21 protein-coding genes are annotated in these 23,345 nt (G+C 66.8%); 9 read left to right on the plus strand and 12 right to left on the minus strand.

Going from position 1 to position 23,345, the window contains the following annotated elements; all coding sequences use genetic code 11:
• Positions 1-132: 132 nt before the first annotated feature.
• The 4 genes from EDF33_RS17625 to EDF33_RS17640 all read right to left on the minus strand — a co-directional run bounded on the left by EDF33_RS17625 (position 133) and on the right by EDF33_RS17640 (position 4,873).
• Entirely contained in the window at positions 133-744 is a 612-nt protein-coding gene (locus EDF33_RS17625; RefSeq protein WP_131880649.1) for a hypothetical protein, read from the minus strand.
• Positions 745-823: 79 nt separating this feature from the next.
• A complete protein-coding gene (locus EDF33_RS17630; protein WP_131880651.1) occupies positions 824-1,876 on the minus strand; it encodes a BLUF domain-containing protein in 1,053 nt (350 codons plus the stop codon).
• Between the two features lie 106 nt (positions 1,877-1,982).
• Positions 1,983-3,707 (minus strand): glycosyltransferase, encoded by a 1,725-nt coding sequence (locus EDF33_RS17635; protein WP_131880653.1) that lies wholly within the window; start codon positions 3,705-3,707, stop codon positions 1,983-1,985.
• Positions 3,704-4,873: a hypothetical protein gene (locus EDF33_RS17640; RefSeq protein WP_132100731.1), complete on the minus strand. Its 1,170-nt coding sequence runs from the start codon at positions 4,871-4,873 to the stop codon at positions 3,704-3,706. The genes EDF33_RS17635 and EDF33_RS17640 overlap by 4 nt, the downstream gene beginning before the upstream one ends.
• A 651-nt stretch (positions 4,874-5,524) precedes the next feature.
• Between EDF33_RS17640 and glgX the strand changes: the two genes are divergently transcribed.
• The 3 genes from glgX (at position 5,525) to EDF33_RS17655 (ending at position 8,572) form a co-directional block, all read left to right on the plus strand.
• Positions 5,525-7,543 carry a glycogen debranching protein GlgX gene (glgX, locus tag EDF33_RS17645; RefSeq protein WP_132100732.1) on the plus strand — a complete coding sequence of 673 codons (2,019 nt, stop codon included), beginning with the start codon at positions 5,525-5,527 and terminating at the stop codon, positions 7,541-7,543.
• Between the two features lie 64 nt (positions 7,544-7,607).
• On the plus strand, positions 7,608-8,057 hold the full coding sequence (locus EDF33_RS17650) for a hypothetical protein (protein WP_132100733.1): 450 nt from the start codon (positions 7,608-7,610) through the stop codon (positions 8,055-8,057).
• A gap of 29 nt (positions 8,058-8,086) precedes the next feature.
• A complete protein-coding gene (locus EDF33_RS17655) occupies positions 8,087-8,572 on the plus strand; it encodes a hypothetical protein (RefSeq protein ID WP_132100734.1) in 486 nt (161 codons plus the stop codon).
• Positions 8,573-8,597: 25 nt separating this feature from the next.
• Here the strand turns inward: EDF33_RS17655 and EDF33_RS17660 are convergent, their stop codons facing one another.
• Both EDF33_RS17660 and EDF33_RS17665 read right to left on the minus strand, forming a co-directional pair.
• Positions 8,598-9,896, minus strand: coding sequence for a SpoIIE family protein phosphatase (locus EDF33_RS17660; protein WP_132100735.1), 1,299 nt, complete (start codon positions 9,894-9,896; stop codon positions 8,598-8,600).
• Positions 9,897-9,942: 46 nt separating this feature from the next.
• Positions 9,943-10,665 (minus strand): type II CAAX endopeptidase family protein, encoded by a 723-nt coding sequence (locus tag EDF33_RS17665; protein WP_131847461.1) that lies wholly within the window; start codon positions 10,663-10,665, stop codon positions 9,943-9,945.
• Positions 10,666-10,824: 159 nt separating this feature from the next.
• Between EDF33_RS17665 and EDF33_RS17670 the strand changes: the two genes are divergently transcribed.
• The 6 genes from EDF33_RS17670 (at position 10,825) to EDF33_RS17695 (ending at position 17,928) form a co-directional block, all read left to right on the plus strand.
• The gene (locus EDF33_RS17670) at positions 10,825-12,267 is read left to right on the plus strand and encodes a polysaccharide biosynthesis tyrosine autokinase (protein ID WP_111086127.1); all 1,443 of its coding nucleotides are present in this window, start codon (positions 10,825-10,827) and stop codon (positions 12,265-12,267) included.
• A 77-nt stretch (positions 12,268-12,344) separates the two neighbouring features.
• A complete protein-coding gene (locus EDF33_RS17675; protein ID WP_132100736.1) occupies positions 12,345-13,229 on the plus strand; it encodes a hypothetical protein in 885 nt (294 codons plus the stop codon).
• The gene (locus EDF33_RS17680; RefSeq protein WP_132100737.1) at positions 13,216-14,703 is read left to right on the plus strand and encodes a sugar transferase; all 1,488 of its coding nucleotides are present in this window, start codon (positions 13,216-13,218) and stop codon (positions 14,701-14,703) included. The genes EDF33_RS17675 and EDF33_RS17680 overlap by 14 nt, the downstream gene beginning before the upstream one ends.
• Before the next feature lie 51 nt (positions 14,704-14,754).
• Positions 14,755-16,059, plus strand: a complete 1,305-nt coding sequence (locus EDF33_RS17685) for an oligosaccharide flippase family protein (RefSeq protein ID WP_165918867.1) — start codon at positions 14,755-14,757, stop codon at positions 16,057-16,059.
• 269 nt (positions 16,060-16,328) lie between these two features.
• Positions 16,329-17,126, plus strand: coding sequence for a glycosyltransferase (locus EDF33_RS17690; protein WP_132100739.1), 798 nt, complete (start codon positions 16,329-16,331; stop codon positions 17,124-17,126).
• Entirely contained in the window at positions 17,113-17,928 is an 816-nt protein-coding gene (locus tag EDF33_RS17695; RefSeq protein WP_132100740.1) for a glycosyltransferase, read from the plus strand. The genes EDF33_RS17690 and EDF33_RS17695 overlap by 14 nt, the downstream gene beginning before the upstream one ends.
• On the opposite strand, the gene EDF33_RS17700 is transcribed toward EDF33_RS17695, so the two are convergent.
• From EDF33_RS17700 to EDF33_RS20740, 6 genes are all read right to left on the minus strand, one after another.
• Complete coding sequence (locus tag EDF33_RS17700; RefSeq protein ID WP_132100741.1) at positions 17,864-18,922, minus strand: hypothetical protein; 1,059 nt, start codon at positions 18,920-18,922, stop codon at positions 17,864-17,866. The two genes, EDF33_RS17695 and EDF33_RS17700, sit on opposite strands and share 65 nt — an antisense overlap.
• Before the next feature lie 238 nt (positions 18,923-19,160).
• On the minus strand, positions 19,161-20,300 hold the full coding sequence (locus EDF33_RS17705) for a glycosyltransferase (RefSeq protein WP_132100742.1): 1,140 nt from the start codon (positions 20,298-20,300) through the stop codon (positions 19,161-19,163).
• Positions 20,300-21,160, minus strand: coding sequence for a glycosyltransferase family 2 protein (locus EDF33_RS17710; protein ID WP_132100743.1), 861 nt, complete (start codon positions 21,158-21,160; stop codon positions 20,300-20,302). The genes EDF33_RS17705 and EDF33_RS17710 overlap by 1 nt, the downstream gene beginning before the upstream one ends.
• On the minus strand, positions 21,157-21,738 hold the full coding sequence (locus EDF33_RS17715; protein WP_132100744.1) for an acyltransferase: 582 nt from the start codon (positions 21,736-21,738) through the stop codon (positions 21,157-21,159). Before EDF33_RS17715 ends, EDF33_RS17710 begins: the two co-directional genes overlap by 4 nt.
• Positions 21,735-22,292: an acetyltransferase gene (locus EDF33_RS17720; RefSeq protein WP_243692488.1), complete on the minus strand. Its 558-nt coding sequence runs from the start codon at positions 22,290-22,292 to the stop codon at positions 21,735-21,737. The genes EDF33_RS17715 and EDF33_RS17720 overlap by 4 nt, the downstream gene beginning before the upstream one ends.
• A 390-nt stretch (positions 22,293-22,682) precedes the next feature.
• A complete protein-coding gene (locus EDF33_RS20740; RefSeq protein WP_132100746.1) occupies positions 22,683-23,237 on the minus strand; it encodes an acyltransferase in 555 nt (184 codons plus the stop codon).
• Positions 23,238-23,345: the final 108 nt, after the last annotated feature.

Below are 23,345 nucleotides of genomic sequence, written 5' to 3' on the forward strand. Positions count from 1 at the left end.
ACCGTCCGCGCCGACGTCACCTCGACGTGGACGACGACCTCCGCCAGCAGCGTCCGCATCAGCACCGTCCGCTTCCTCGGACTCGGCCGCACCAGTTGTGCCTGACCCGATCCCGCCCTCGTGGGCGGGAGGTCACGACGTCCGCGAAGGCGCCACGCGGAGCCCGGTGGAGCGCCGCTCGAGATCGGCCAGCGCGCGGATGACCTCCGGATCCCGGTGCCGCCATCGGTCGACGACGTCGACGCCGAGCCGGCCGGCGGCGTTCCGGGTCGTCAGCGCGCGGACGGCGAGCAACTCGGCTCCGTCCGGCTGCTGACCGAGGCGCTGTGTGAGCGTGGCGAGCCGGATGAAGCCGCCGCGGTACCGGATCCAGACCACCACCAGGACGATGATCAGCACCGCGGTCGACGAGGTACCCAGGAGGTGCGCCACGTGCAGCGTCTCCTGCTGCTGTTCTGCTCCGGCAGCCGCGATCCGCTGCGCGCTCTGGCTCGCGTCCTGCAGCGGTGCGCTGACCGACTTGCCGATGAACGGCACCTTCTCGAGTGCCGTTGCGGTGCTGCGCAACTGCTCCTGGAACGCGGTGCCCTGGTCGTGGACACGAGTTCCGATGTCGGCGAGGGCGCTGATCGATGCGGAGACCGCTCGCCCGAGCAGAACCGCGGCGACCATCCCGGCCACCACGACGACATCGAGCAGCACCTGCCCTGCCGTGCGGATCGGACGTGCGTCGTAGAACACCATGGACAGGTCCTACCACTCGCGCGATGCTGTGCCTCTCGGCCATCGGCCCATGTGGAGTCGGCGGGGCCGGCCCCCGTCGTCAGGCGCTGGGGATCGTGGGCAGGTCCCAGTAGGCGGGTCGTTCGTAGTGTTCGGTCCAGCCCCGTCGCATGCGCGACGCGGCGCGGTCGAAGGCGTCGACGACGTCGGTGTCCGGTGTGAGGAGCGCCTGCAGGCGGATGCCGTCGTAGAGGGCGAGGAGCTGCTGTGCACCGCGGATCGGATCCATCGTGGCGGGTTCCCGCCCGGCACGGACGTCTTCGGCGAGGGCGGTGCGCACGGTCTCACGGAACTGGAGGTAGGCGGACCGGTAGTAGTCCGCTCCGTCGGTCGACGGGTCGGTCGACGTGGCGAGTGTGGACGCGATCAGGCGCATCAGGGCGGGTTCCTCGGCATGGGCGGCGAGGAGCGCGTGCAGGAACGCGATCGTGCCCTTCTCGGCGGCGAGGGGGAGCAGGGGAGCGGAGACTGCTCGGGTCCACCGCATCACGGTCGCGGCGAGCACGGCGTGCTGCGACGGGAAGAGCCCCAGGACCTCGGGGACGGTCATCCCCGCGCGTTCTGCGACGTCCTCGAGGGTGAACCGGGACGCGCCGCCGGCGTGGACAGCGGTGATCGCGGCGTTCAGGATCCGGGTTCGGGGGATCTCCTCGTCGGCCGCGTCCTGGTTCGTCAAGGGAGCGAGCGGGTGCTTCCGGAACCAGTCGAGCAGAGCACGCGCGCGGGACGCACCGAAGGTGGAGTCGTTGGGGCGGTTGGCGGTGAAGAGGTCGCTGAACCCCGGCACGTCGTGCAGCAACGGGTCGAGCGGCTGGAACGCCATCGACCAGTCCGGGAAGGACCGGTGTCGGATCGGCTCGTTGAGGAGCACTCGGACGTTGGTGTGGCGGGGATCGGCTCGGACCTGATCGAAGCGTTCAGCGACGACGTCGTCGTTGCCCTCGATGATGCCGATGCAGTTGTCGTCGCGGTGTGCGAGCATCCCGGTGACACCGAGGCGGGTGTTCTTCTCCCGGCCGACGGCGAGGATCTGCGCGAGTTCCGAGTCCGTGATCGGTCGGGTCTGCGTGCTGGTGTAGACGAGCGATCGCATGATGGTTTCCCCTCAGGTGCTGACATGACCGGACCGACCACAGCGTGCTCCACCTCGACCGCCGCGGCAACCCCCTGAACGGGAGACGCCGCGGCGACCGCAGTACTCACACGGATGACGTCTTGGTGAGACCGTGCTCCGTCTTCTCCCAGTAGTGGGGTCGGGTGATGAGCTGCCACAGGCCCTTGTAGGCGGCGACCGAGTGCAGCACCCAGTACGCGGGGTTCAGCAACGCCCAGAGCATCAGGTCGAACCGAGCGCGTTTGTACGGCCCCATCATGGTCAGGTAGATCATCGTGGCGTTGCCGAGCAGGAAGTCGAGCACGCACAGCCAGAGCACCGGGGCGGGGAACACCGGGGCCGTCCACGCCGTGGGCAGCACGAAGGTGGCGATCGTCACCGCGATGCCGGGCAGCATGCCGAGGAACGTCAACGGTGTCCCGGCGATGAGCAGCGCGAACGCAGCAGCCCGGCGCAACCCGATCTCCCGCACGAGCGCACGGGGGCGCCGGGCGTGGACGAGGGCGGTCTGCATGTACCCCTTGATCCACCGCGACCGCTGCCGGACGAAGTTCGGGATCGAGGTGTTCGCCTCCTCCATCGTGGTCGAGTTGACGACGGAGACGCGGTACCCGACCGCGGACGCACGGATCCCCAGGTCGGCGTCTTCGGTGACGTTGTAGGGGTCCCAACCACCGAGCTCGCGCAGGAGCTCGGTGCGGAAGTGGTTCGAGGTCCCGCCCAGCGGGATCGGCAGGTTCCGGGCGTCGAGGCCGGCGAGCATGTAGTCGAACCAGTACGAGTACTCCAGCGTGAACATGCGCGTCAGGGCGTTCTCGTCGGCGTTGAAGTAGCTCAGGGCGGCCTGGACGCACACCGTGTCGGTGCCGGCCCGCTCGAACGTGGTGAACACCTTCTTGAGCTGGTCGGGGTCGGGGCGGTCCTCGGCGTCGTAGATGACCACGTACTCGCCGCGGGCGATCGCGAGGCCGACGTTGCAGGCGCGCGGCTTGGTCTGCGGCGCCCCGGGAGGGACGATGACGATCCGCATCCAGGCCGGTGGTTCAGCGTCGAGGACGGCCTGGCGTGTCTCGTGGTCCTCGGCCTCGACGAGGACCAGGACCTCGAGGCGGTCCTTCGGCCAGTCGAGGACCTCGAGGTTGCGGACGAGGTCGCCGACGATGTTCGCCTCGCGGAACACCGGGACCAGGACGGTGTACGTCGGCAGCGTGGTGTCATCGAGCGCGGCGACGTCGGCCGCTGAGACCTGCTCGACGAGGTCGAAGCGCGCGCCGACCATGGAGACCCAGAACTTGAAGACGATGCCGGCCAGGAACCCGAGCGAGAGCACCGCGGTGACGATGGCGGCGGTCGTACCCGGAGCGATCACCAGGCAGCCGGCGAACGCGAGCAGGGCGATGCCGCCGCCGACCTGTTGACCGCGGGACAGCACCGTGCGGGCGGACATGGCCGGGATCGTGCGGGCGAGGTCGTGTGCGGCGAGGTCGGCGACCTCGTCGTCCAGCTCCCACATGATGCGCTGGCGGACCTCGGCCTCATCGACCGTCCGGAGCACGACCGGCTCGCCGAACTCCTCGGTCAAGGCGGCCCGGAGCACATCCGGGTCCGACCGGCCGCTGGTCAGGACGAGGACACCCTCGCGGATCCGTGCGGAGGCGACCCAGCCCTCGTCGACGTGCCGGCGGACCGAGCACCGGTGCGGCGGGCGCCAGTCGGACTCGCCGCCGCGGTGCCGGGCGGTCGTCTCGTCGATCGACGGGGCGTCGGTCTCGCTGGAGACGGCGGACGCACCGGACACGACGGCGGTCATGCGCCCACCGCCGAGACCAGGGCGTGCATCCACTCGGCGACGACCTCGCGTTCGAACGCCGCGGTCCACGCGAGCGGGATCTGGAGGGCGGCGAGCACCATGACGAGAGCGCTCGTGACCCGGCTGCTGACACGCGGGAGGATCGCGATCGCGACGGCGAGCATCGTGACGAACGTGTTGCCGGCGGTGGCGACCGGGATGAGCCCGATCGCGTAGCCGGCGAGGATCCCGGCGAACAGCGCGACCACGATGACGATCGCACCGGGTCGGTGCACGAGCAGGGCCAGAAGGCACCCCGCGACGACCATCGCGAGGAGCAACAGCCCGTCGAACGAACCCACCAGGTGCTCGAGGCCGCTCAGCCGGGTGCTGTCGGTGTGCACGGTGTTCCGCAGTGCCGCGAACGGGTCGCGGAGGACGAGCAGGTCGAGCACGGACATCGAGCCGATGACGGCGATGCTCGGGAACACGAGGACGAGCGTGTTCGCTCGGCGGATGCCCGGCTGTCCGTGCCGGGCGAGCTCCAGCAGCGGGGCGGTCAGAGCTGCGATGACGACGTAGACGAGGCCCATCGGGTCGACGAGCGTCGACACCATCAACGACAGGCCGGCACGGAACCCCGCCTGGGTGTCGCCGTACGAGAAGAACCGCACCATGTCGGCGATCGCGAGCGCGAACAGCGCGATGCCGAGGAAGGCCTGCAGGTCGTTGAGGGCGACGAAGGCGTAGAGCGGGTTCGCGCCGAGCGCGATCGTGAAGACGACCACCTTCCGCATCCGGAGACCGCGCCGGAGCATGGCCTGCGCCAGGAGTTGCAGCAGCACGCCGGCTGCGAGGCCGCCGAGGACCGCTGCACCGTGCACGCCGAACGGCAGGAACCGGAGCAGGACGCCGGAGAGCAGCGGGTAGAGCTGACCGACGGCCTGCACGACGCCGCCGTCGAGTGCTGCCGTCGCCCGGTCGAGGGTCGTCTGGTTGCCGGTGAGCTCCAGGATCGGTGTGGTCGGGATCTCGATCGAGAGCACGGCGACCACGACGTAGGGCACGGCGAACGCGAGCCGGAGGAGCCACCGCGTCCACGCGCGGGGGAGCGGCCGGAGCGCCGATCGGTGCGGCGGCTCGGCCGACGACAGGACGGCGCTCAGACGCGGGACGGTGACGGTCATGCGCGCTCCTTCGGGTGGATGCGGACAGTGGAGCCCAGGCACCCATCACAGTCGGAGGACAGACGAATCGGTACACCCAGAACGGGGTACAGGCGAGTCCCCTAAAGTGAGGACCCCTGCGCGTCTCGTGAATGGGGGTGCCGCCGCGTCGAACCCGAATCGACACGCCGGCACCCACCGTGACCGCCCCGCCCGAGGGAGGTCACCTTCGCTTGGTGCCAAAGCTCCGCGCGGATCTCGTCCGCAACGGAGTTGCTGACTCGATGACCCAATCAGGCGACGCCCCTCGTTGGTATCCCCCAAACGGGGAACGCGCGTTCTCTGGATGGCAGCGGGGCCGCTCCCGTGGATTTCCGCGTACCTGTGCGCCCGGAGAGCGGCACGTCCGTACCGTCTCGTGAGCTACCCCGCGCCGCTCAGCTGCGGGGGCCCGATCCCTGTTCCGGGCTGGCATCGTCGCGGACCGCCGCGCCGAACCCGACGTCGTCGTAGCGCGAGGGCGCCTGCTCCTCGACCCGAACGAGGAGCAGACGCCCTCGGTCACCGTCCGGTGTCCGACGAGGCGGTCGCAGCTGTCCGGTCTGCGCATCCATGCCTGGCGGGGTACGTGCGCGAGCCGGGACCACAGCGGCCGCCCGGTACAACGACACGATGACCACTTCTGCCCGCACCCCGCTCGGCGTCACGCTCGTCGACGGCGGCGCCAACGTCGCACTCTTCTCCAGCACCGCGGAGCGCGTCGAGTTCTGCACGTTCGACGACGACGGGAACGAACACCGCACCGAGCTGCAGCACCGCACCGGCTACATCTTCCACGACATCGTCCCCGGCGTCGCCGTCGGCACCCGCTACGGCTTCCGCGTGCACGGCGCGTGGGACCCGGCCAAGGGCCTGCGCCACAACGGCGCCAAGCTCCTGCTCGACCCGTACGCCACGGCGGTCGACGGCTCGTACGAGTGGGGCCAGGCTCTGTTCGGCCACGACATGAACGACCCCGAGACCCGCGACGACACCGACTCCGCCGCCGCGATGCCGAAGTCGGTCGTCGCCGACCGCTCGTTCGACTGGGGCGACGACGTCCGTCCCTCGACCAGTCTGGCCGACACCGTCTTCTACGAGGTCCACGTCAAGGGCTTCACGAAGCAGCACCCGGACGTCCCCGAGGCGATCCGCGGCACCTACGCCGGCATGGCGCACCCGGCGGCGATCCAGCACCTGGTCGATCTCGGCGTCACGGCCGTCGAGCTGCTCCCCACGCACCAGTTCGTCCAGGACTCGACCATTGCCGACAAGGGGCTCCGCAACTACTGGGGTTACAACTCCATCGGGTTCTTCGCACCGCACGACGAGTACTCGTCCAGCGGCACCGCCGGCGAGCAGGTCGCCGAGTTCAAGGAGATGGTCAAGGCCCTGCACGCCGCGGGGCTCGAGGTCATCATGGACGTCGTCTACAACCACACCGCCGAGGGCAACCACATGGGCCCGACGTTGTCGTTCAAGGGCATCGACAACGAGTCGTACTACCGCCTCGTCGAGGGTGACGAGGCCAACTACTTCGACACCACCGGCACCGGCAACTCGCTCAACGTCGGCCATCCGGCGGCGCTCGGGCTCATCATGGACTCGCTGCGCTACTGGGTCGAGGAGATGCACGTCGACGGCTTCCGCTTCGACCTGGCGACGACGCTGACGCGACAGGACGGCGAGGCCGAGAAGCATTCAGCGTTCCTCGACATCGTCCACCAGGACCCGGTGCTCCGTCGGGTCAAGATGATCGCCGAGCCGTGGGACACCGCGGGGTACCAGGTCGGCGGGTTCCCGGCCGACTGGTCCGAGTGGAACGGCAAGTACCGCGACGACCTCCGTGCCTTCTGGCGCGGCGACGAGGGGGCGCTCGGTGACGCCGTCCAGCGTGTCCTCGGCAGCCCGGACGTGTACGAGGGGTCCCGCCGCTCGCCGCTGTGCTCGGTCGACTTCGTCACGGCACACGACGGCTTCACCCTGGCGGACCTGACCTCGTACGCCGAGAAGCACAACGAGGCGAACGGCGAGGACAACAACGACGGCGAGAGCGACAACGCCTCGTTCAACGGCGGCGTCGAGGGGCCTACGGACGACGCCGGCGTCAACGCGTACCGCGATCGACAGCGCCGGAACTTCCTCGGCACCCTGCTGCTGTCGGCCGGTGTGCCGATGATCCTCGGCGGCGACGAGATCGCTCGGTCCCAGGGCGGCAACAACAACGCCTACTGCCAGGACGACGAGATCTCGTGGTTCGACTGGGAAGCGGCCGACCGGGACCTGCTCGCGTTCACGACCGCGGCCATCGCGTTCCGGGCGCAGCACCGTTCCCTGCGTCCGGAGTGGTACCGCACGGCACCCGGTGACTCCGACTCGACCGTCTCGGTGCTCCGCGCCGACAACGCCGGCTTCGAGGACGCGGACTGGGCCGACGGCGGCAACCGGGCGGTGATGCTCGTCCTCGAACAGGGCGACGACACCGTCGCGGTCCTGCTCAACGCCTCGGACACGACCGTCGAGTTCACGCTGCCCGCGAAGCCGGGTGGCGGCGACTGGCAGCTCGGGTTGTCCAGCGACCCGCAGCAGCAGGTCGCTGCCGGAGCCGCAACTGTGCTCATCCGCGACGCGTCCTTCTCCGCCCTGTCCTGACACCGACAGGTCATCGGCGATCGGCTCGTCCGGGCCGATCGCCGGTGACCTGTACGTTCGACCCATGGGGACTGATGACGTGGCCGGACAGCAGCGGCGGGAGCGGAACCGGTGGTGGCTCTGGTGCGCCGGCGGGTTCGTCCTGTCGCTCGGGCTGCTGCTCGTGCTGGGGCAGTGGTTCCCGGTGAGCGCTGGGGTGCCTGGGGTGTGGTTGGTGCTGGCGATCTCGACGTCTGCGCACCCGCAGGCCGCTCCACGCGCGGGGAACCGTCCCGCGACGATCTTCGCGTTCGTACTGGTGGCGACCGGTCTGAGCCTGCTGATCGGTGCGCTCATCCCGAACCGCGACGACGGTGAACTCCGCGTCGAGGGGACCGTCCTCGGCGTCGCGATCACCGCGGTCGGCTCGATCTGGGCCGCGCTCGTGGCGAAGCGGTCCTCGCGGCGGCAGGTCGATGCCGAGATCGAGCGCTTCCGGCGCGAACAGGCAGCGGCGCCGGAGGACCGTCAGTGAGTCGGCGTCGCCTCGCATCGCTCGGGTGGTTGCTGCTCGGCTTCGCAATGGGGATCTGTACACTCACGATCCTCCAGCGCTGGTTCCCGGTCGAGAGCCTCGTCTTCGTGGCGTGGGCTGCGTTCGGCACCGCCATGTGGTTCGAGACCGGGCGAGATGCCCCGCGGAAGGAACGGCGTCCGCACTGGGCACGGAACCTTGCGGTGTTCTACACCGTCGAGACCGTTGGGACGGGACTGCTGTTCGGCGGTCTCTGGCCCGACGACGACGCAAACGGTGACCGCGTGACCGGCGTAGTGATCGGTGGCGTCCTGGTGCTCAGCGCGTTCCTGGTCCCGCTGCGCAGTCGACGTCGACGAGTGTCCGAACCGGTGTCAGTGGGGCCGGGTGAGCAGGAAGGCCACGGTGTTGCACAGGACGTGCGCCAGGATCGCGCCGCCGATGCGCACGGTCATGGTGACGAGCGTCCCCGTCAGCAGGCCGAGCACGAACATCGGCTCGAAGCCCGCGACTGACGATGTGGTCGTGCTGATCGCCAGGTCACGTGCGCTCTCGGCGCGCCGGTTGCGCGGGCAGCGCGGAGGCCACGGTCGCCACCGGTGCTCGTCGGATCGCGATCACCGTCACGTCGTCGTCGTGCGCGACCTCGTCCGCCCGCGCGGACAGTGCGGCCACCAGCGCCGTGGGTTCGGAGCCGCAGGCCCGTGCGAGATCGGCCACGGCGTCGACGGTGTCCTCACGCCCGCCGAACAGGTCGAGCACGCCGTCACTGAACGAGATGAGCAGGTCGCCGGTGTCGAGGAACCCCTCGGTCGTCGCCCACTCGTCGCGGAGCCCCATCCCGAGCGGGAGGTCGCTCGACCGGAGCCGGTCCACGGCACCGTCGGACCGGAGCACCAGGCTCAATCCGTGGCCCGCGTCCGCCCACCGGAAGGTGCCGTCGGTCGAGATGCGCGCGTGGAACAGCGTGGTGAACGTCACGTCGGTCGCGCTGCCCTCGGCGGCGAGCCCGTCGGCCGCCCGCAGGAGCGCCTCGGACGGGTCGTCGACGGCACGGGAACTGCGGACCGTGGCCCGCACGGCCGCTGCGATGAGCCCCGCCCCCACGCCCTTGCCCATCACGTCACCGAGGCTGACGGCGATCCCGCTGTTCGTCTCGTACCAGTCGAAGAAGTCACCACCGACCGACTTCGCCGGCAGGCAGGCGCCCGCCACCGCGACGTCGGCGCCCAGGTGGTCGGTCGGCGTGGGGAGCAGCGAGCGCTGAACGGCGGCGGCACGGTCGATCTCCGCGCGGACGCGTTCCTCGCCCAGTCGGGCAGCGCGGACGTTGCGCCGCGCTCGCCGTGAGAGCTCCTGCACGACTGCCGCGACCGTCCCGAACACGATCACGGTGACGCCAAGGCGGACCAACTCGCTCGCTCCGGGCACGTTCGTCGGCGTCAGGACGTAGGGCGCCATGATCACGAGCGTCACGCCCAGCGCCGCGTACACGACGGTCAGGCGGCCACGGAGCGATCCGCACCAGACGACCGGCAGGACGGCGAGCGAGGTGAAGACCGAGGCACCTGCGCCCGTGCTCGTCCGGAACAGCGCGATCGCCACGAAGTCGAGCACCAGCAGCGCCGGCACGAGCCCGACGGAGTGCGGCAACGCCAGTGCCACCGCAGCCACGACCGTCGCGAGACCGGTGACCGCGAGGCTCGCGACGAACAGGCCGCCGTCCGTCACCTGGAGCGACGGCACCGTGATGCTCAGGACGGCGCTGAGCGCCAACAGCGCACTCAGGGGAGCCTGCCGCGCGAGGGGGCTCTCGAGGATGCTGGTTGGGCGAGACATTCGAGGAGGACGTTACCGGTCGGTGCGTCTGCTGGTGCGATCGATGTCAGCGCGGCCAGGTGAGCACGACGGCCACGGTGTTGAACAGGACGTGCGCCAGGACCGCCCCGCCGATGCGTCCGGTCATCGCGACGAGCGTCCCCGTCAGCAGGCCGAGCACGAACGTCGTCACGAAGACCTCGAACCCCGCGACCGACGATGCGGGCGTGCTGATCGCCAGGTGCATCAGCGCGAACGCGAACGCGGTCACCAGCACGGCCAGGAACCGCGTGCGCGGCGTCAGCTCGGCCGACAGCCGGCGCTGCATGAGACCACGGAACACGATCTCCTCGAGCACCGGACTGACCAGGCACACCCCGATCGCCGAGACCACGAGCAGCAGCACGTCCGGCGTGCCGAGGGTCGGCTGCGGCGTCAGCCCGGTCACACCGAAGAACGCGACGGACAGCACGGCGTCGAGCCCGCGGCACACGATGAAGATGCCGATGGCCGCGACGGCGTCGGCCCACCCGAGCCCGAGCCGGCGCACCAGCAGTGCCGGAGAGGACCTCCGGAGCACCCACCCGACGCCGAGCACGAGCGGCACCCACACGGCCAGGTCGGCGACCAGCACCTGCGTGATCGGGGAGGGCAGACCCCCAGTCCGGGCGACGCCACCGACGACCCGGGACAGCAGCACGGCGACCAGGAGCGCGATCACGATGACCTGCAGGTCCCGCACCGCCGAGGAAGGGCGGGCGGCGGTCGGCGCGTCCGGTTCGGGCTGCATGTCGCCACCGTACGGGACGCAGAACGAGACTCGACGTCGCGCGACCCCGAGCGCGTCTCATCGGTGTGGCAGTATTTCCCTGCCGAACGCTGGGACGATCCCGGTCGACCTGCGACAGGGACTCTGCAGGGCGCGGCGACTTCCGGGGAAGGGTGCCGCGTGGAGCTACGCGACTACATAGCGGTCTTGCGCAAGGGATGGGTCTTCATCCTGGTGCTGGCACTGGTCGGGGTCGCGGCCGCTGCGGGCTTCTCGCTGGTGAAGAAGCCGGTCTACGCAGCATCCGCGCAGGTCTTCGTCTCCACGGAGACGTCCGGCAGCGCGAGCGACCTGGCGCAGGGCAACACGTTCACCCAGCAGCGCGTGCTGACGTACTCGAACCTGGTGTCGACGCCCATCGTCCTGTTGCCGGTCATCTCGTCGCTCAAGCTCGACATGAACGCCGATCAGCTCGCGACCATGGTGTCCGCGACGGCGCCGACGAGCACCACCCTCATCTCCATCTCGGTGGAGGGCACCGACCCGGTGCAGGCCGCGAACATCGCGAACGCGACCTCGCAGAGCCTGACCAACGTCGTGCAGGACATCGAGGCCACCGACGCGAGCGGCAAGAGCACGGTCAAGCTGACCCGCGTCAAGCAGGCGGACGTCCCGAGCACCCCGGTCAGTCCGAACGTGCCCGTCAACGTCGCACTCGGCCTGCTCGTCGGGCTCGCACTCGGCATCGGGATCGCCGTGCTGCGCGAGACCCTGGACAACCGTGTCCGGACCGAGCTCGACGTCGAGAAGATCAGCGACAAGCCGGTCATCGGCGGGATCGCCTACGACGCCAAGGCCGCCGAGCGTCCGCTCATCGTGCAGGTCGACCCCCGCAGCCCCCGCGCCGAGTCCTTCCGGACGCTCCGCACGAACCTCCAGTTCCTCGACATCGGCACGGGCGCTCGGACCTTCGTCATGACGTCGTCGATGCAGTCCGAAGGCAAGAGCACGACCGTGGCGAACCTCGCGATCGCCCTGGACAGCGCCGGATTCCGGGTCATCCTGATCGACGCCGATCTGCGCCGCCCCCGCGTCGCCGAGTACATGGACGTCGAGGGCAACGCCGGCCTCACCGACGTGCTCATCGGTCGTGCCGACCTCGAGGACGTCGCACACCCGTGGGGGCGCGGCAAGCTCGTCGTCCTGCCCGCCGGACCGATCCCGCCGAACCCGTCGGAACTCCTCGGCTCGCGCGCGATGCAGGACCTGATCGAACGCCTCGAGCAGCAGTTCGACTACGTGCTGTTCGACGCGCCGCCGTTGCTCCCGGTGACCGACGCGGCGATCCTGGCGAAGAAGGCATCGGGCGCGATCATCGCGGTCGCGTCGGGGCACACCCACAAGGGGCAACTGGCGGCAGCCATCGCGTCGCTCGAGAACGTCGGCGCCCCGATCTCCGGCTTCGTCATCACCAAGATGCCCGTCAAGGGTCCCGGCGCCTACGGGTACGGCCGGTACGGGTACGGCTACGGCTACGGCCAGGACGACGGCGCCACCGCATCGGTGACGCCGCCGAAGCAACCCGGCAAGAAGCTCGGCGTGCTCCGGCGAGCCGGACGCTGAGCGGAGCCGCGACCATGACGACGCGCCGGGGGACCCGAAGCCTCGGCCGCGCACTGCCCCGAACCACACTCATCGTGGTGGCGGCCGTCGTGGTGGTGCTGGTCGCGATCGACGTCGTGCTCGTCTCCCTCGCCCTGGGGCGCACCGCGCCGGAGCAGAACGGACCTGCGGGCCCGATCCCCACGTTCACGAGCACACCCGACACGACCGAGACGCCGCGCGCGAGCGCGTCTACTGACGCAGACTCCGCATCCACCGCTCAGCGGGGGCGGCGTCTGTTGGCAGCCGTGGACGACCGGGAGGCATGGCGTGCGTCCGGCGGGTCGTGCGGCGGCCCCCGGCCGGTGCTGGAACACACCGTGAACGGCGGGTCGACGTGGGTCCCGGTGGGACTCGGGACGGATGTCGGATCGCTCATGGCGATCCGGGCCTCCAGTGCGGAGCTCTCGATCCTGGCGGGCGTCGGTGACGACTGCACCACGACGGCGCGGACCAGCACCGATGCGGGCGTGACGTGGAACGCGGGGACGCCCGGCGCCGCAGGCGCCGGGATCAGCACCGACGGTGTGGTGCTCGCGAGCGGGACGATCCAGGCCCCGTGCGCGGACCCGATCGAGGCGTTCCAGGGGGAGCGGACGTCGGTCGTGATCTGCGACGGCCAGCTCGAGTGGCGGGCCGGGACGGATGCATGGGTGGACGTGCCGATGGGCGGTGTGCGCTCGATCGCGGTCGACGGCGGCGAGTACACCCTGGCCCGCGTGGACGTGGCGTCCTGCTCCGGCGTGCAACTCGTGACCATGCCCGCGGCGGACGTGACCCCCAGCACCGCGGTCTCGCCGGTGGGCTGCGCCGACGGGGCGGACTCCGACGGCACCGTCACGATCGACCGTGCCGGACAGGACGTCTGGCTGTGGGACGGCGAGACGGTCAGGGTCTCGAGTGACGGCGGTGCGTCGTGGTGATGCGACCGTGACGGCGGACGCGCTCCGCGCACCGAGCGTGGTCGGGGCCCGCGACGAGTGGAGCCGCTCGTACTCGCGCCGGGTGCTCATCACGGATCTGCTGGCGCTGATCTGGGTGGTCTTCGGCGTGCAGATCGCCTGGCTGGGGATCGAGTCGAACCTCGCCACCAACACCGCGGACCTCCGGCTCAGCTACTCGGCCATCTCGATCGTCGTGATCGTGGTGTGGATGAGCGCGCTCGCCCTGTACGACACCCGCGGGGCGCGAGTCATCGGTGTCGGGAGCACGGAGTACCGCCTGGTCGCAGACTCCAGCGTCCGGGTGTTCGGGCTGCTGGCGATCGCGGCGTTCCTGCTGAACGTCGACCTCGCCCGGGGGTACGTGCTCATCGCCTTCCCCATCGGGATCCTGGTGCTGCTCTTGTCTCGCTGGATGTGGCGGCAGTGGTTGGTCGCCCAGCGTCAGCAGGGTGCGTACTCGGCGACGGTGCTGCTGGTCGGTTCGCCGGCCAGCGTGCTGCACATCGGCCGCGAACTGGCTCGTTCACCCGAAGCCGGGTACCGCGTGGTGGGTGCCGTCGTGTCCTCCAACCACCGCGGGATGCTGGCGGGCTCGACGATCCGGAGCCACGGCGGATTCGACGACGTCGGCTCCGCCTTGCGCGAGACCGGTGCGGACACCGTCGTGATCACGAGCTCCGACGACCTGCCGCCGGAGCGGGTCCGTGAACTCAGCTGGTCGCTCGAACCCGGCAGGCAGCACCTGGTCGTCGCGCCGAGCTTGACCGACATCGGCGGTCCACGCATCCACACCCGACCGGTGCAAGGACTGCCGCTCATCCACGTCGAGACGCCGACCTACTCGGGACGCAAGCTCTACACGAAGCGGGCATTCGACCTCGTCGGCGCGACGCTGCTCGTCATCGTCCTGTCACCGCTGCTGCTCGTGCTGACCGTGCTGGTGAAGACCACGACACCGGGTCCGGTCTTCTTCCGTCAGGAGCGCGTCGGCCTGAACGGCAGCACTTTCCGGATGATCAAGTTCCGGTCGATGGTCGTCGATGCCGAGGAGCGCTTGCAGGAACTCAGCGCCCTCGACCGGGCGGAGGGGAACGACGTCCTGTTCAAGATGCGGAACGATCCCCGCGTCACCCGGGTCGGCGGATTCATGCGGCGGTACAGCCTCGACGAGGTGCCGCAGCTGTTCAACGTCCTCGCTGGCAGCATGTCGCTGGTCGGTCCACGTCCTCCGCTCGCCCGCGAGGTCGCGCGCTACGACACCCACGTCCACCGTCGGTTCCTGGTGAAGCCGGGCATGACGGGTCTGTGGCAGGTCAGCGGTCGGTCCGACCTGTCGTGGGAGGATTCCGTGCGGCTCGATCTGTACTACGTGGAGAACTGGTCGATCCTCGGGGACCTCGTGGTGCTGTGGCGGACGCTGAAGGTGGTGCTTGCAAAAAATGGGGCATATTGATCTTCGGGATGACTCTCCATTGAAATGGCTGTGGCTTCCAGGGATGCCGCTTTGATCCGCGCGATGTTCCTGTCATCCGGTGCTCGCGCGCTCGGGCTTCCCGTGACGGCGCTGGCGGCCGCTCTGACGACCTTCCTGATTGTCGACTCCCGCGGTGCCGCTGCGTACGGATACGTCATGCTGGTCGGCTTGCTCTTCCAGCTGATCCCTTTCGCAGATCTCGGTATGGGGGCTGCCGTCACGACGACTGTTGCGCTAAGCGGGCGCGGCGCGCAGGACCAGGAGCGTGCAGACAAGACGATCCGAGCTGCATTTTGGCTACTAGTAGCGTCCGGTTGCGTGGTCGTTCTGTTGGCGCTCGTACTGGGTGTGGGCAGCGCATGGGGGCACCTGCTCCAACTACCGACCGGGCTGGTGGAGGACGCGCAATGGTCGCTCCTGATCACTCTCGTGCCGTTTGCGGTCTCCCTGCCTTTGGGCATCGGGCAACGAATGCTCCTCGGTCTCGGCAAGAACCACTACGTGAACATGATCTCGGTCGGCGGTCCGATCATCGCGCTCGGCGCGACATGGCTGCTCCTGCATGCGAATGCGCCGTCGCTCTATCTTGCGGTCGCCACTCCGCTTGGCGTGCTCGCGGTCTCTGCGCTCTGCTTCGTCGTCGCGGCGCGGAAGTACCAGCGTCCTCTTCGTGACCTTCTCAACCCGTCTCGCATCAAGCGGGAGGCTGTACTCGAAGTCTGGCATTCGGCGGGCCCCATGCTCGTAATCAGCATCGCGGTTCCGATCGCGCTGCAGAGCGACCGTCTCGTGCTCTCGTGGGTGTCGAATGGGCACGCGCTGGCCAGCTACTCGGTCGGTGCCCAGTTCTACACCCCGACGTTCTCACTCATCTCCACTGCCGCAGTCGCGCTATGGCCCATCTTCGCGCGCGAGACCACCAACGCGCTCCGGCAATGGCGCCGCGCACTGCTTGTACTCGTCGGTATCGGTGCGACGGCAGGAGCCCTCTACGTACTCCTCATCCGACCCATTGCATCGGTGGTGACGAAGTCCGAAGTGCCCGTGGACCTTCCGCTTGCCGTCGCATTCGGCGTGCTCATCATGGTCATGGCGGCACATCAGCCGTCGGCGATGATGCTGACAACTCCTGCCGGTCTCCGCTTCCAAGCGGTGTGCGTGGTGCTGATGTTGCTACTGAATCTGCCCCTCTCGGTCTACCTCGCTTCAGTCATGGGGGCGCCAGGACCAATCTGGGCTTCCGTCATCTCTGCTGCGCTCTTACAGCTTCTACCGATCGGCCTTCGCTCCGCTCGGTATGCGCGCGAACGAGCCGAATCAACGGAGCGTCCATGAGTCGAAGTCCACGCCGTCGTGTCACTGTCTACGACCCGAACGGACAGAATCCCTACGGGAACGAACTCGCGCTGATCCTTCAGGCCACCGGGAGGCCTGTCGATCATTGGGTACCGGCGTCGCGGGCGTACCAAAACGATGACGGTATTCGAGTCCGAAGTAGTCTTGGCGGACCGGTCGAAGATTCGCGTCACCGGCTCGCAACAGCAATACGGCGCCTCCTCTTGCCGGTACGTGCCATCCTGTTCGCACCATTCGGTTCCCCAGTTGTGGCCGCGTGGACCGTCGACACCTGGGATACGTTGATTCTGGGGGCTCGCTCACTCTTCAGCGACGAGGTGTACATTGTTTTGCACAATCCTCGTCAAGTTCGGGGACGGGCCGGAAGGCGGTGGCGTCTCGAGCGCCTGGTGCTTCGCCGTTCCGTCATCTGCCTGCATTCGGATCGCCTGTCCGCGTTGGCTGCCGCTGACTTTCCGCGACGTGCTGTCATGCCGCACCCTCCCTATTCGAGCTTGGTTCGATCGTCACCGACATGGAATCTGAGCCGTGCAGTCGAGCGCGGTGGACTACCGCGGATCAGCTTCATAGGAGAGCCCCGTCCGGACAAGGGAATTGCCGATCTTGAACTGATGGCCGAACTTGTCTCGGTTCGATTCGACTTGTGCATCCTGAGCGCAAAGCGACTACCGAACGGCATGGCGAACCGTATACGAGCACTCGGTCACGCGGTGACTGAGATGGCCGACGGCGGGAGGCCTGCCGATGCAGACATCGTGTCCGCCCTTCTCGCATCCGTGGTCGTTGTTGCGCCGTACAGGGCGGTGACCGAAAGTGGCTCCATCCGTTTGGCGACCGCAGTGGGAGTGCCGGTTGTCGCCTACGACACCGACGGCGTCCGCGAGCTCCTGCCCGCCGAACAGCTAGCGAACGACATTGATTCGCTCTCAAGACTCGTAGAAGCACGACTCTTGGATCCGACGCTGCCGAGCGGGCAATTGAGCGTTTCGTTACAGGCCGAACGAGCCGTGACAGCGTGGGAAGGAGTTCTCGATGGTGAGCACTGAGAGGCCATTGATCAGCGTCATCATCGCGACGTACAACGCGAGTCAATTCATCGACCGAACTCTGCGGTCGGTCGCGAGTCAGGAACTCGAAGGCTACGTCGTCGAGGTGGTGTTGGTTGACGGCGCTTCCACCGATGACACAGTTGATCGTGTGCGTGCATCGGGGCTTCCGGTCGTTGTGCGGAGCGAGCCGGATGACGGCATATACGACGCAATGAACATCGGTGCCGAGATGGCGTCAGGACGCTGGGTTCAGTTCCTTAATGCAGGAGACACCTATTCCCGCACCGACAGCTTGTTGCGAGTGGCACGGGTGATCGACCGAGTCGCAGGAACCGGAGTGACGTGGGCGGTTGCTGGGGCGCAGAACCTCCAAGGCGGTGCGGGACCTGCTCGAGTCATCGAGAATCTGCCCTACAAGCGATTGAGACACCTCTTCGGTCTACAGCCTCACTGCCACCAAGCATGCTGGTTTTCAACCGAGCGTTTCAGGGCGTTAGGAGGGCATCAGCTCGACATGGGAATCGTAGCGGACTACGACCTCATCGCTAGGTTCGGTTCTGACAGGAGACCGGCATCCGTGAATCACGTAGTTATCGACTACTTGGGCGGGGGCGTCTCGGAAGTGCCTGCGAGGGAGATCGCGGACCGCTTGCACGAGGCGCGTTCCCGTCGTTTCGAACTGGGACGCCTTGCGCGGACTGCGGACCGTGGAGCTTCCCGCGTCATCGGTCTGCTCAACGGGCTGAGGATACGAGCTGGGATGGTCCGAAGGCGGTATCAGGTTCGTCGGACCGACTGATGGACCGCGCGCTGCGGCCGAGCGCTGCGGTGGACAGAAGAGCGACACAGAATATTGTCTGGTAGAGGTTGGAGCCGATTGGGGAGAACGCCAGGTTCCACAGTGCTATCACACTGAGAAATACAATCAGCGGGTTAGAGACAACGCCCGATGCACTTGCGGTGAGGCTGCGAGCTGCGAAGACTGCCAAGGTCAGCGCAAGGAGGATCCCCGGTATCCCGAAGTTGACCCAAAGATCGCTCGTAATCGAATGAAGTTTGAAGCCAGTCCCGAAGAGGTAATCCCGCACGTACTGACCAGTCAAGTCAAGGCCACGACCGGCGAGGCCTTGTTGCCCGATCGCTACATCAGCCGCTGACGGCAGGACACCGGGGCCGTACCCGAGCGGCCGGTGGACGAACAGTGCGGCTGCCGCACCAGATTCACTCCGGCCCGACGTGAGCACGGAGCCGGACGCCTCGAGTTGGGCCGCCGTGACGATTCTGTTGCGTTCACCGAGGTAACCGGCCAGTGCGAGCGCGACACCTGCCGAGTAGACGACAGCGCCGGCGGCGAGCAGGCCAGCGACGGCGAGTATCGATCGTCCGGGCGTTCTGCGTCGGCGGGCTCGTGGCATCAGGACCACGATCATCACGATCGCAACGAATCCGAAGTAGCTTCGGTCCCCGGCTGAAATCGCGATGCCAGCGATGACTGCGAGGGCCAGGAGGGTTGGGACAAGAGACTTCAAGCGCGAGGTCAGAGCGAGAAGGATCACTGAAACCGGGAAGGCGAGGCCGAACTTCCAAATGTTGCCCTCCCAAGTATCGGGCGAAGCGAGTACCTCTACAGTCGATCCCGCCGCAAATACGATGGCAACGCCCGAGATGCTCAGGAATCTGCGAGACCAGGCCAGGGCCGGTATCAACACGTACGCGGCACATGCGAGCGAACTCACGGTGACCCAGAAGTAGCTGACGTTGATCGAGTGGTCGCTCTGGGCAAAGGCGGTCAAGACGAATCCTGAAGCTAACGTGAGTAACACGATCAAGCTCAGAAGCTTGAGGCCTTTGTGCCGAACGAGCGTTCGGAGTACGACTGGGAGAAGGGGGATGGCAAGAAGGAACCCCCAAGAAAGAACGCTCGAGGCAAATGGGATGCCGACGTGGATCGGAAGCAGGAACACCAGGGCACGTGCCGCAACTCTGGACCAGGTCGATGTAGCGTCGACCTCGGCGCAGGCCGTCTTATTCTCAGCCAATTCGATCACCTGTCGCTTCTCGCAGAACCGCTACCCATCGCTGAGCGACCCGTTCCCAACCAAATTCCGCAGCAGCGACTTCAAGTGCAGCTTCTCGGAGTGCGGATTGCTCCTCCGTAGCGAATTCTTCCACCAGACGCGCAACCATGTCCGGGTCAGGAGAAGTGGCCAACTTCACCGCAGGTGAGTAAGCAGCGATTGAAGCCGCCTGTACGTGTTCGCTCGCGACCACGGGGACACCGTTGGCGAGGGCTTCAGCTACGACGATGCCGAAGTTCTCATCCTCGCTGGGAAGCAGGAAAACGTCGGCACCCTCGAAGACTTTTCTCTTAGCTTGTCCGGTCACTTCGCCGACAAAACGCACGCTGTCTTCGAGTGAATTGTTCCGGGTCAAGCGCTTGAGGTTAACGAGTTCGTCCCCGGCCCCTGCGATGACAAGTCGTGCCTCGATTCCCATGGACCTGAGCTTGCCTACGGCGAGGATTGCGACGTCGATCCGCTTCTTCTTGGCAAGTCTGCACAGGGTGAGAAGGCGAAGATGTGTCGTCACGTCGCGTGAAACCGGAGCGCCGACCATTGAGGTGCCGACTCCGCAAACAGCTGCAGCCACACCGGGCAGGACCACCGCAGCTTCTTCGGCTTCTCTGCTGGATCCGACTGCCAGGGCTCGAACTGTGCGACGAACGAGGGGCCGGAATACCCTGCGGAACCAGGCTTTCTTCGCGCTCTTCTTCGATGTCTCGTAGGAGGTCAACGCGCCATGCGGCATCAGGACGACGGGCTTGCGAAGGATGAATGCCGCGGCCAGTACAAAGGGGACCCACGGCAGGTAGAAGCCGTGGACGATCACCGCGTCGTTCTGTCGCAGGGCACGAACGACAGAGCCGAAAGAGACGAGGTCGGCGTCGCCGGGGCGGGCTCGCCATTTCAGTTGGCGCGGGCCCGGACGGGTATTTCGAGGCCGCTGTGCGGACGGTAGCTCCAGCACCGAGGCCTGTCGGTCGCCACGTATCCAAACCAGGTCGACCTGCAATCCGGTACTCGCATTGAGAGCGCGGTTCAGTTCGAAAGCATTCCGGGCAGGCCCGCCGTTCGAAGTGGCGAGCGTGTCGCAAAACTGGAGCACGTGCATCAGTGGATGTCCAGACCTGAACGCTGGAGCTCTCGAGTTTTCACGCCGATCTGCCAGTAGTACGCCGAAAGAGCGAACGCATAGTCGAACCCCGCGCGCCCGTCGAGGAATCCGGCGCGGAACAAGTACGAATACAGGAAGAACGCGGCCGGCTTGAAAGGTACCCGGTCAAACAGCTGTCCTTGTCGGGTTCGTCGTTGCGCGACGGCGGTCCGCACATCGCGCTTCAGGCGAAGGTGGGCTTCCCAATCCGAGTAGCGGTTGTGGCGGTCGAACCAGCTGCTGACGGGATCCTGGTCGTTGTGGAGAATTGCCCCGGAGAGTCGCCCGGTGTTCCCATCGACTTCAGGCTGATAGTGCCCTTCAACTTCTCGGATTCCGGGGACGAGCTCGTCGCCGACGTCAGGGAAATGGCACTTCCCGGCTCGCAAGAGGGACCTCTTTGTCACCTTGTGGCCGTGGCGGAGGACGGTCCCGGCGAATCGGTATCGGAGTGGGAGATCGTAGGCGCTGTAACTACCCGAGTCTGCCTGCAGCACCTGGTTGAGGTCGCTATAGAGCTCTTCGGTAGGCGTCTCGTCGGCGTCTAAGAGCAGTATCCACTGGAGATCTGTCTTGACATGTTCGAGTGACCATTGCTTCTTCTTGGGATACTGACCGTCCCAGCTGAACTGAAGCACACGTGCGCCGTGAGTTACCGCTATCTCGGCCGTTCGGTCCTCGCTGTTTGAATCGACAACTGTGACTTCGGCAAATCTGTCGAGGCTGGCGAGCGTTTCGCCGATCTGAGCCTCCTCGTTCTTCGCGAGAACGATCACTGAGATCGGCAGGAGGCCGCTTGAGCGTCGGGAGGAGTTCATGCTCGAGTCTCAGTTTCTGCTTCGGTGCCGGGATCGAGTGCCCGTATGAGGCGGGCTGGAACTCCCGCGTAGACAGAGTTGTCGGGTACGTCGCTTGTGACGACGGCACCAGCGCCAACGACACACCCGGAACCGATACGCACTCCCGGGAGGATCGTGGCTCGAGATCCGATCCAGGTGCCGTCGCCGACCAGGATCGGTTGAACTGCCGCCGCGCCAGCTCTTCTCGTCGAATTCGCGAGCTGATGCGAAGCAGTCGTGAAGAGGACCTCGTGACCAATAGCGCACTCCTTCCCGATCGTGATCCGTTCGGAGAGGTCGAGGTAGATTCCCTCGTTGAGGAAGGTCTTTTCACCAACGGTGAGAGTGGCCCGTCCCGCGATTGTTACATGCGCATTGATCACTGCGCTTCGGCTTATGTCACTCCCCAGGCACCCCAGTGCTCGAGAGCGTAAAAGTCGAGGGAATGATCGCTGCCTGATGAGATGGTGCATCACACCGGAGGTCGAAGCGATGAGCACTTCCTCCACCATGGCCCTCAAGGCAGTGAACCTCTTGACGCGCAATCCGCGGCTCATCGGTTGCTCTCCGGACGGGAGAAGCGCCAACCGACCTGGACGGCCGGATTTCCTCCGTAGATGGCGTTTTCGGGGATGCTTGAGCTAATGAGACTCATTGGGCGAACAAGAGCAGACCTACCAATTCTCACTCCGCCGGTGATCATGGAACGCGAAGTGACCCACGCGCCGTCATCAATGACGACTGGCTTCGTCAGCAAAGCCATGTCTCGACGATGGGCGTGGCTCCCGGTTGTGATGAAGGTGTCTTGCGAGATGACGACATCATGTCCGATGCTGACTTGGGCCTGATTGTGTATCCAAACACCCTCGCCGATCCAGGAGTCTGCGCCAATGCGGAGCTTCCAGGGGAAACGCACTCTGGTGCGTGGTCGATAGACGACACCCGACTCGATATCGGCCCCAAACCGGCGCAAGGCCCAGACGCGTAAGCGGGAACTGATCTGCCAGGGGTTGGTCACGAGGAGGAGTTCAACGATTGACCAAAGAACAACGAAGAGCAGTGGGCGGTCCCAGGAAGCCCTCTCACCCGGCGCCCGGCGGAGCGAGATCACGGGGACAGCCTGACCATCCAGAGGTCCTGACGCTCGTTCCACTTTCGCTCCTCGGGTTGTCCCGGGTACCGAGGGTCGGGCGCCCCACGTCAGCATAGGTCGTGTGGGCCTCCGGCGAGAGGACCATGTCCTCGACGCTTCGGTCAGTGGGGAAGTAGCCGCCGGTTCACGGGCAGCTTGACGAGGGTACGAATGCCTTCAGCGACCAGAAGATTGGGGCGTCGTAGGCGGACACGCAAGAGCACGGTCGGTCGCCGCACGCGTGGGGGCGGAGGTGGGAGCGTCGCTCTGGCCGAGGGATACCCCCTGCGCAGAGCGGCTGATCGGCTCCGGCTCATCACTGGTGTGCGAGAGGCAACGTCTGGCAGACGCTCACGCCTCGGTCTGCGTTCACCACCACCAAGCCTTGGCCTTCGCCGGCGCTAGTCGATACGTCTTCGGTGACTCACGTTGTCGAAGTTTTCGTGCAGGCACGCCCCCGTAAAGGCCGTACGGAGCCAGATCCTTCGTCACGACAGACCCCGCGGCTACGACAGCGCCTTCCCCGATCGATACGCCCGGGAGAACGGTGACTCGGGTACTCAGCCAAGCGTGGTCGCCGATGGTCACCGGAGCAGAGACGTAGGCAAAGTCGGCTGAGTCCCACGCGTGCTGCGCAGTCCAGATGTGCACTTGTGTCGACAGATTGACGTCGCTCCCCAGCGTCAGGCCTCCGCGAGCGTCAAGGATGGCGCCGTCCCCGACACTGGTCCGCGCCCCAATACTGAGCCGACGTGCGGACCTGACCTGGAAGCCGTGGTACAGCGTCGCGGTACGGTCGATCTCCGCTCCCCAGGCTCGTAGCGCACTCACCCGTGCGACGTGAAGCGGCATGCGGGCTGCGAGTGCGAGCGCCAGCATCTCGAGGTTCCCGATTCGAGAGCCGACGAAAGATCGCAGAGTCATCGAAGGCCGACGGTGGCCGAGGGACGTTCAGATCGGTCCGACATGGCGCGACCATACCAGCGGGTGGGTCGCCACGGCGTGCCATCACCTCTTCCTACCGCTGCCGAG

The organism is Curtobacterium sp. PhB146, assembly GCF_004342995.1.
In the GTDB taxonomy this organism is placed as follows: domain Bacteria; phylum Actinomycetota; class Actinomycetes; order Actinomycetales; family Microbacteriaceae; genus Curtobacterium.

Excerpts from the sequence above, each read along its gene's own strand:
- EDF33_RS17710 (WP_132100743.1), bottom strand. The coding sequence starts at position 21,160 with ATGAACTCCTCCCGACGCTCAAGCGGCCTCCTGCCGATCTCAGTGATC.
- EDF33_RS17715 (WP_132100744.1), bottom strand. The coding sequence starts at position 21,738 with ATGAGCCGCGGATTGCGCGTCAAGAGGTTCACTGCCTTGAGGGCCATG.
- EDF33_RS17650 (WP_132100733.1), top strand. The coding sequence starts at position 7,608 with ATGGGGACTGATGACGTGGCCGGACAGCAGCGGCGGGAGCGGAACCGG.
- glgX (WP_132100732.1), top strand. The coding sequence starts at position 5,525 with ATGACCACTTCTGCCCGCACCCCGCTCGGCGTCACGCTCGTCGACGGC.
- EDF33_RS17640 (WP_132100731.1), bottom strand. The coding sequence starts at position 4,873 with ATGACCGTCACCGTCCCGCGTCTGAGCGCCGTCCTGTCGTCGGCCGAG.
- EDF33_RS17705 (WP_132100742.1), bottom strand. The coding sequence starts at position 20,300 with ATGCACGTGCTCCAGTTTTGCGACACGCTCGCCACTTCGAACGGCGGG.
- EDF33_RS17630 (WP_131880651.1), bottom strand. The coding sequence starts at position 1,876 with ATGCGATCGCTCGTCTACACCAGCACGCAGACCCGACCGATCACGGAC.
- EDF33_RS17635 (WP_131880653.1), bottom strand. The coding sequence starts at position 3,707 with ATGACCGCCGTCGTGTCCGGTGCGTCCGCCGTCTCCAGCGAGACCGAC.
- EDF33_RS20740 (WP_132100746.1), bottom strand. The coding sequence starts at position 23,237 with ATGACTCTGCGATCTTTCGTCGGCTCTCGAATCGGGAACCTCGAGATG.
- EDF33_RS17695 (WP_132100740.1), top strand. The coding sequence starts at position 17,113 with ATGGTGAGCACTGAGAGGCCATTGATCAGCGTCATCATCGCGACGTAC.
- EDF33_RS17660 (WP_132100735.1), bottom strand. The coding sequence starts at position 9,896 with ATGTCTCGCCCAACCAGCATCCTCGAGAGCCCCCTCGCGCGGCAGGCT.
- EDF33_RS17665 (WP_131847461.1), bottom strand. The coding sequence starts at position 10,665 with ATGCAGCCCGAACCGGACGCGCCGACCGCCGCCCGCCCTTCCTCGGCG.
- EDF33_RS17625 (WP_131880649.1), bottom strand. The coding sequence starts at position 744 with ATGGTGTTCTACGACGCACGTCCGATCCGCACGGCAGGGCAGGTGCTG.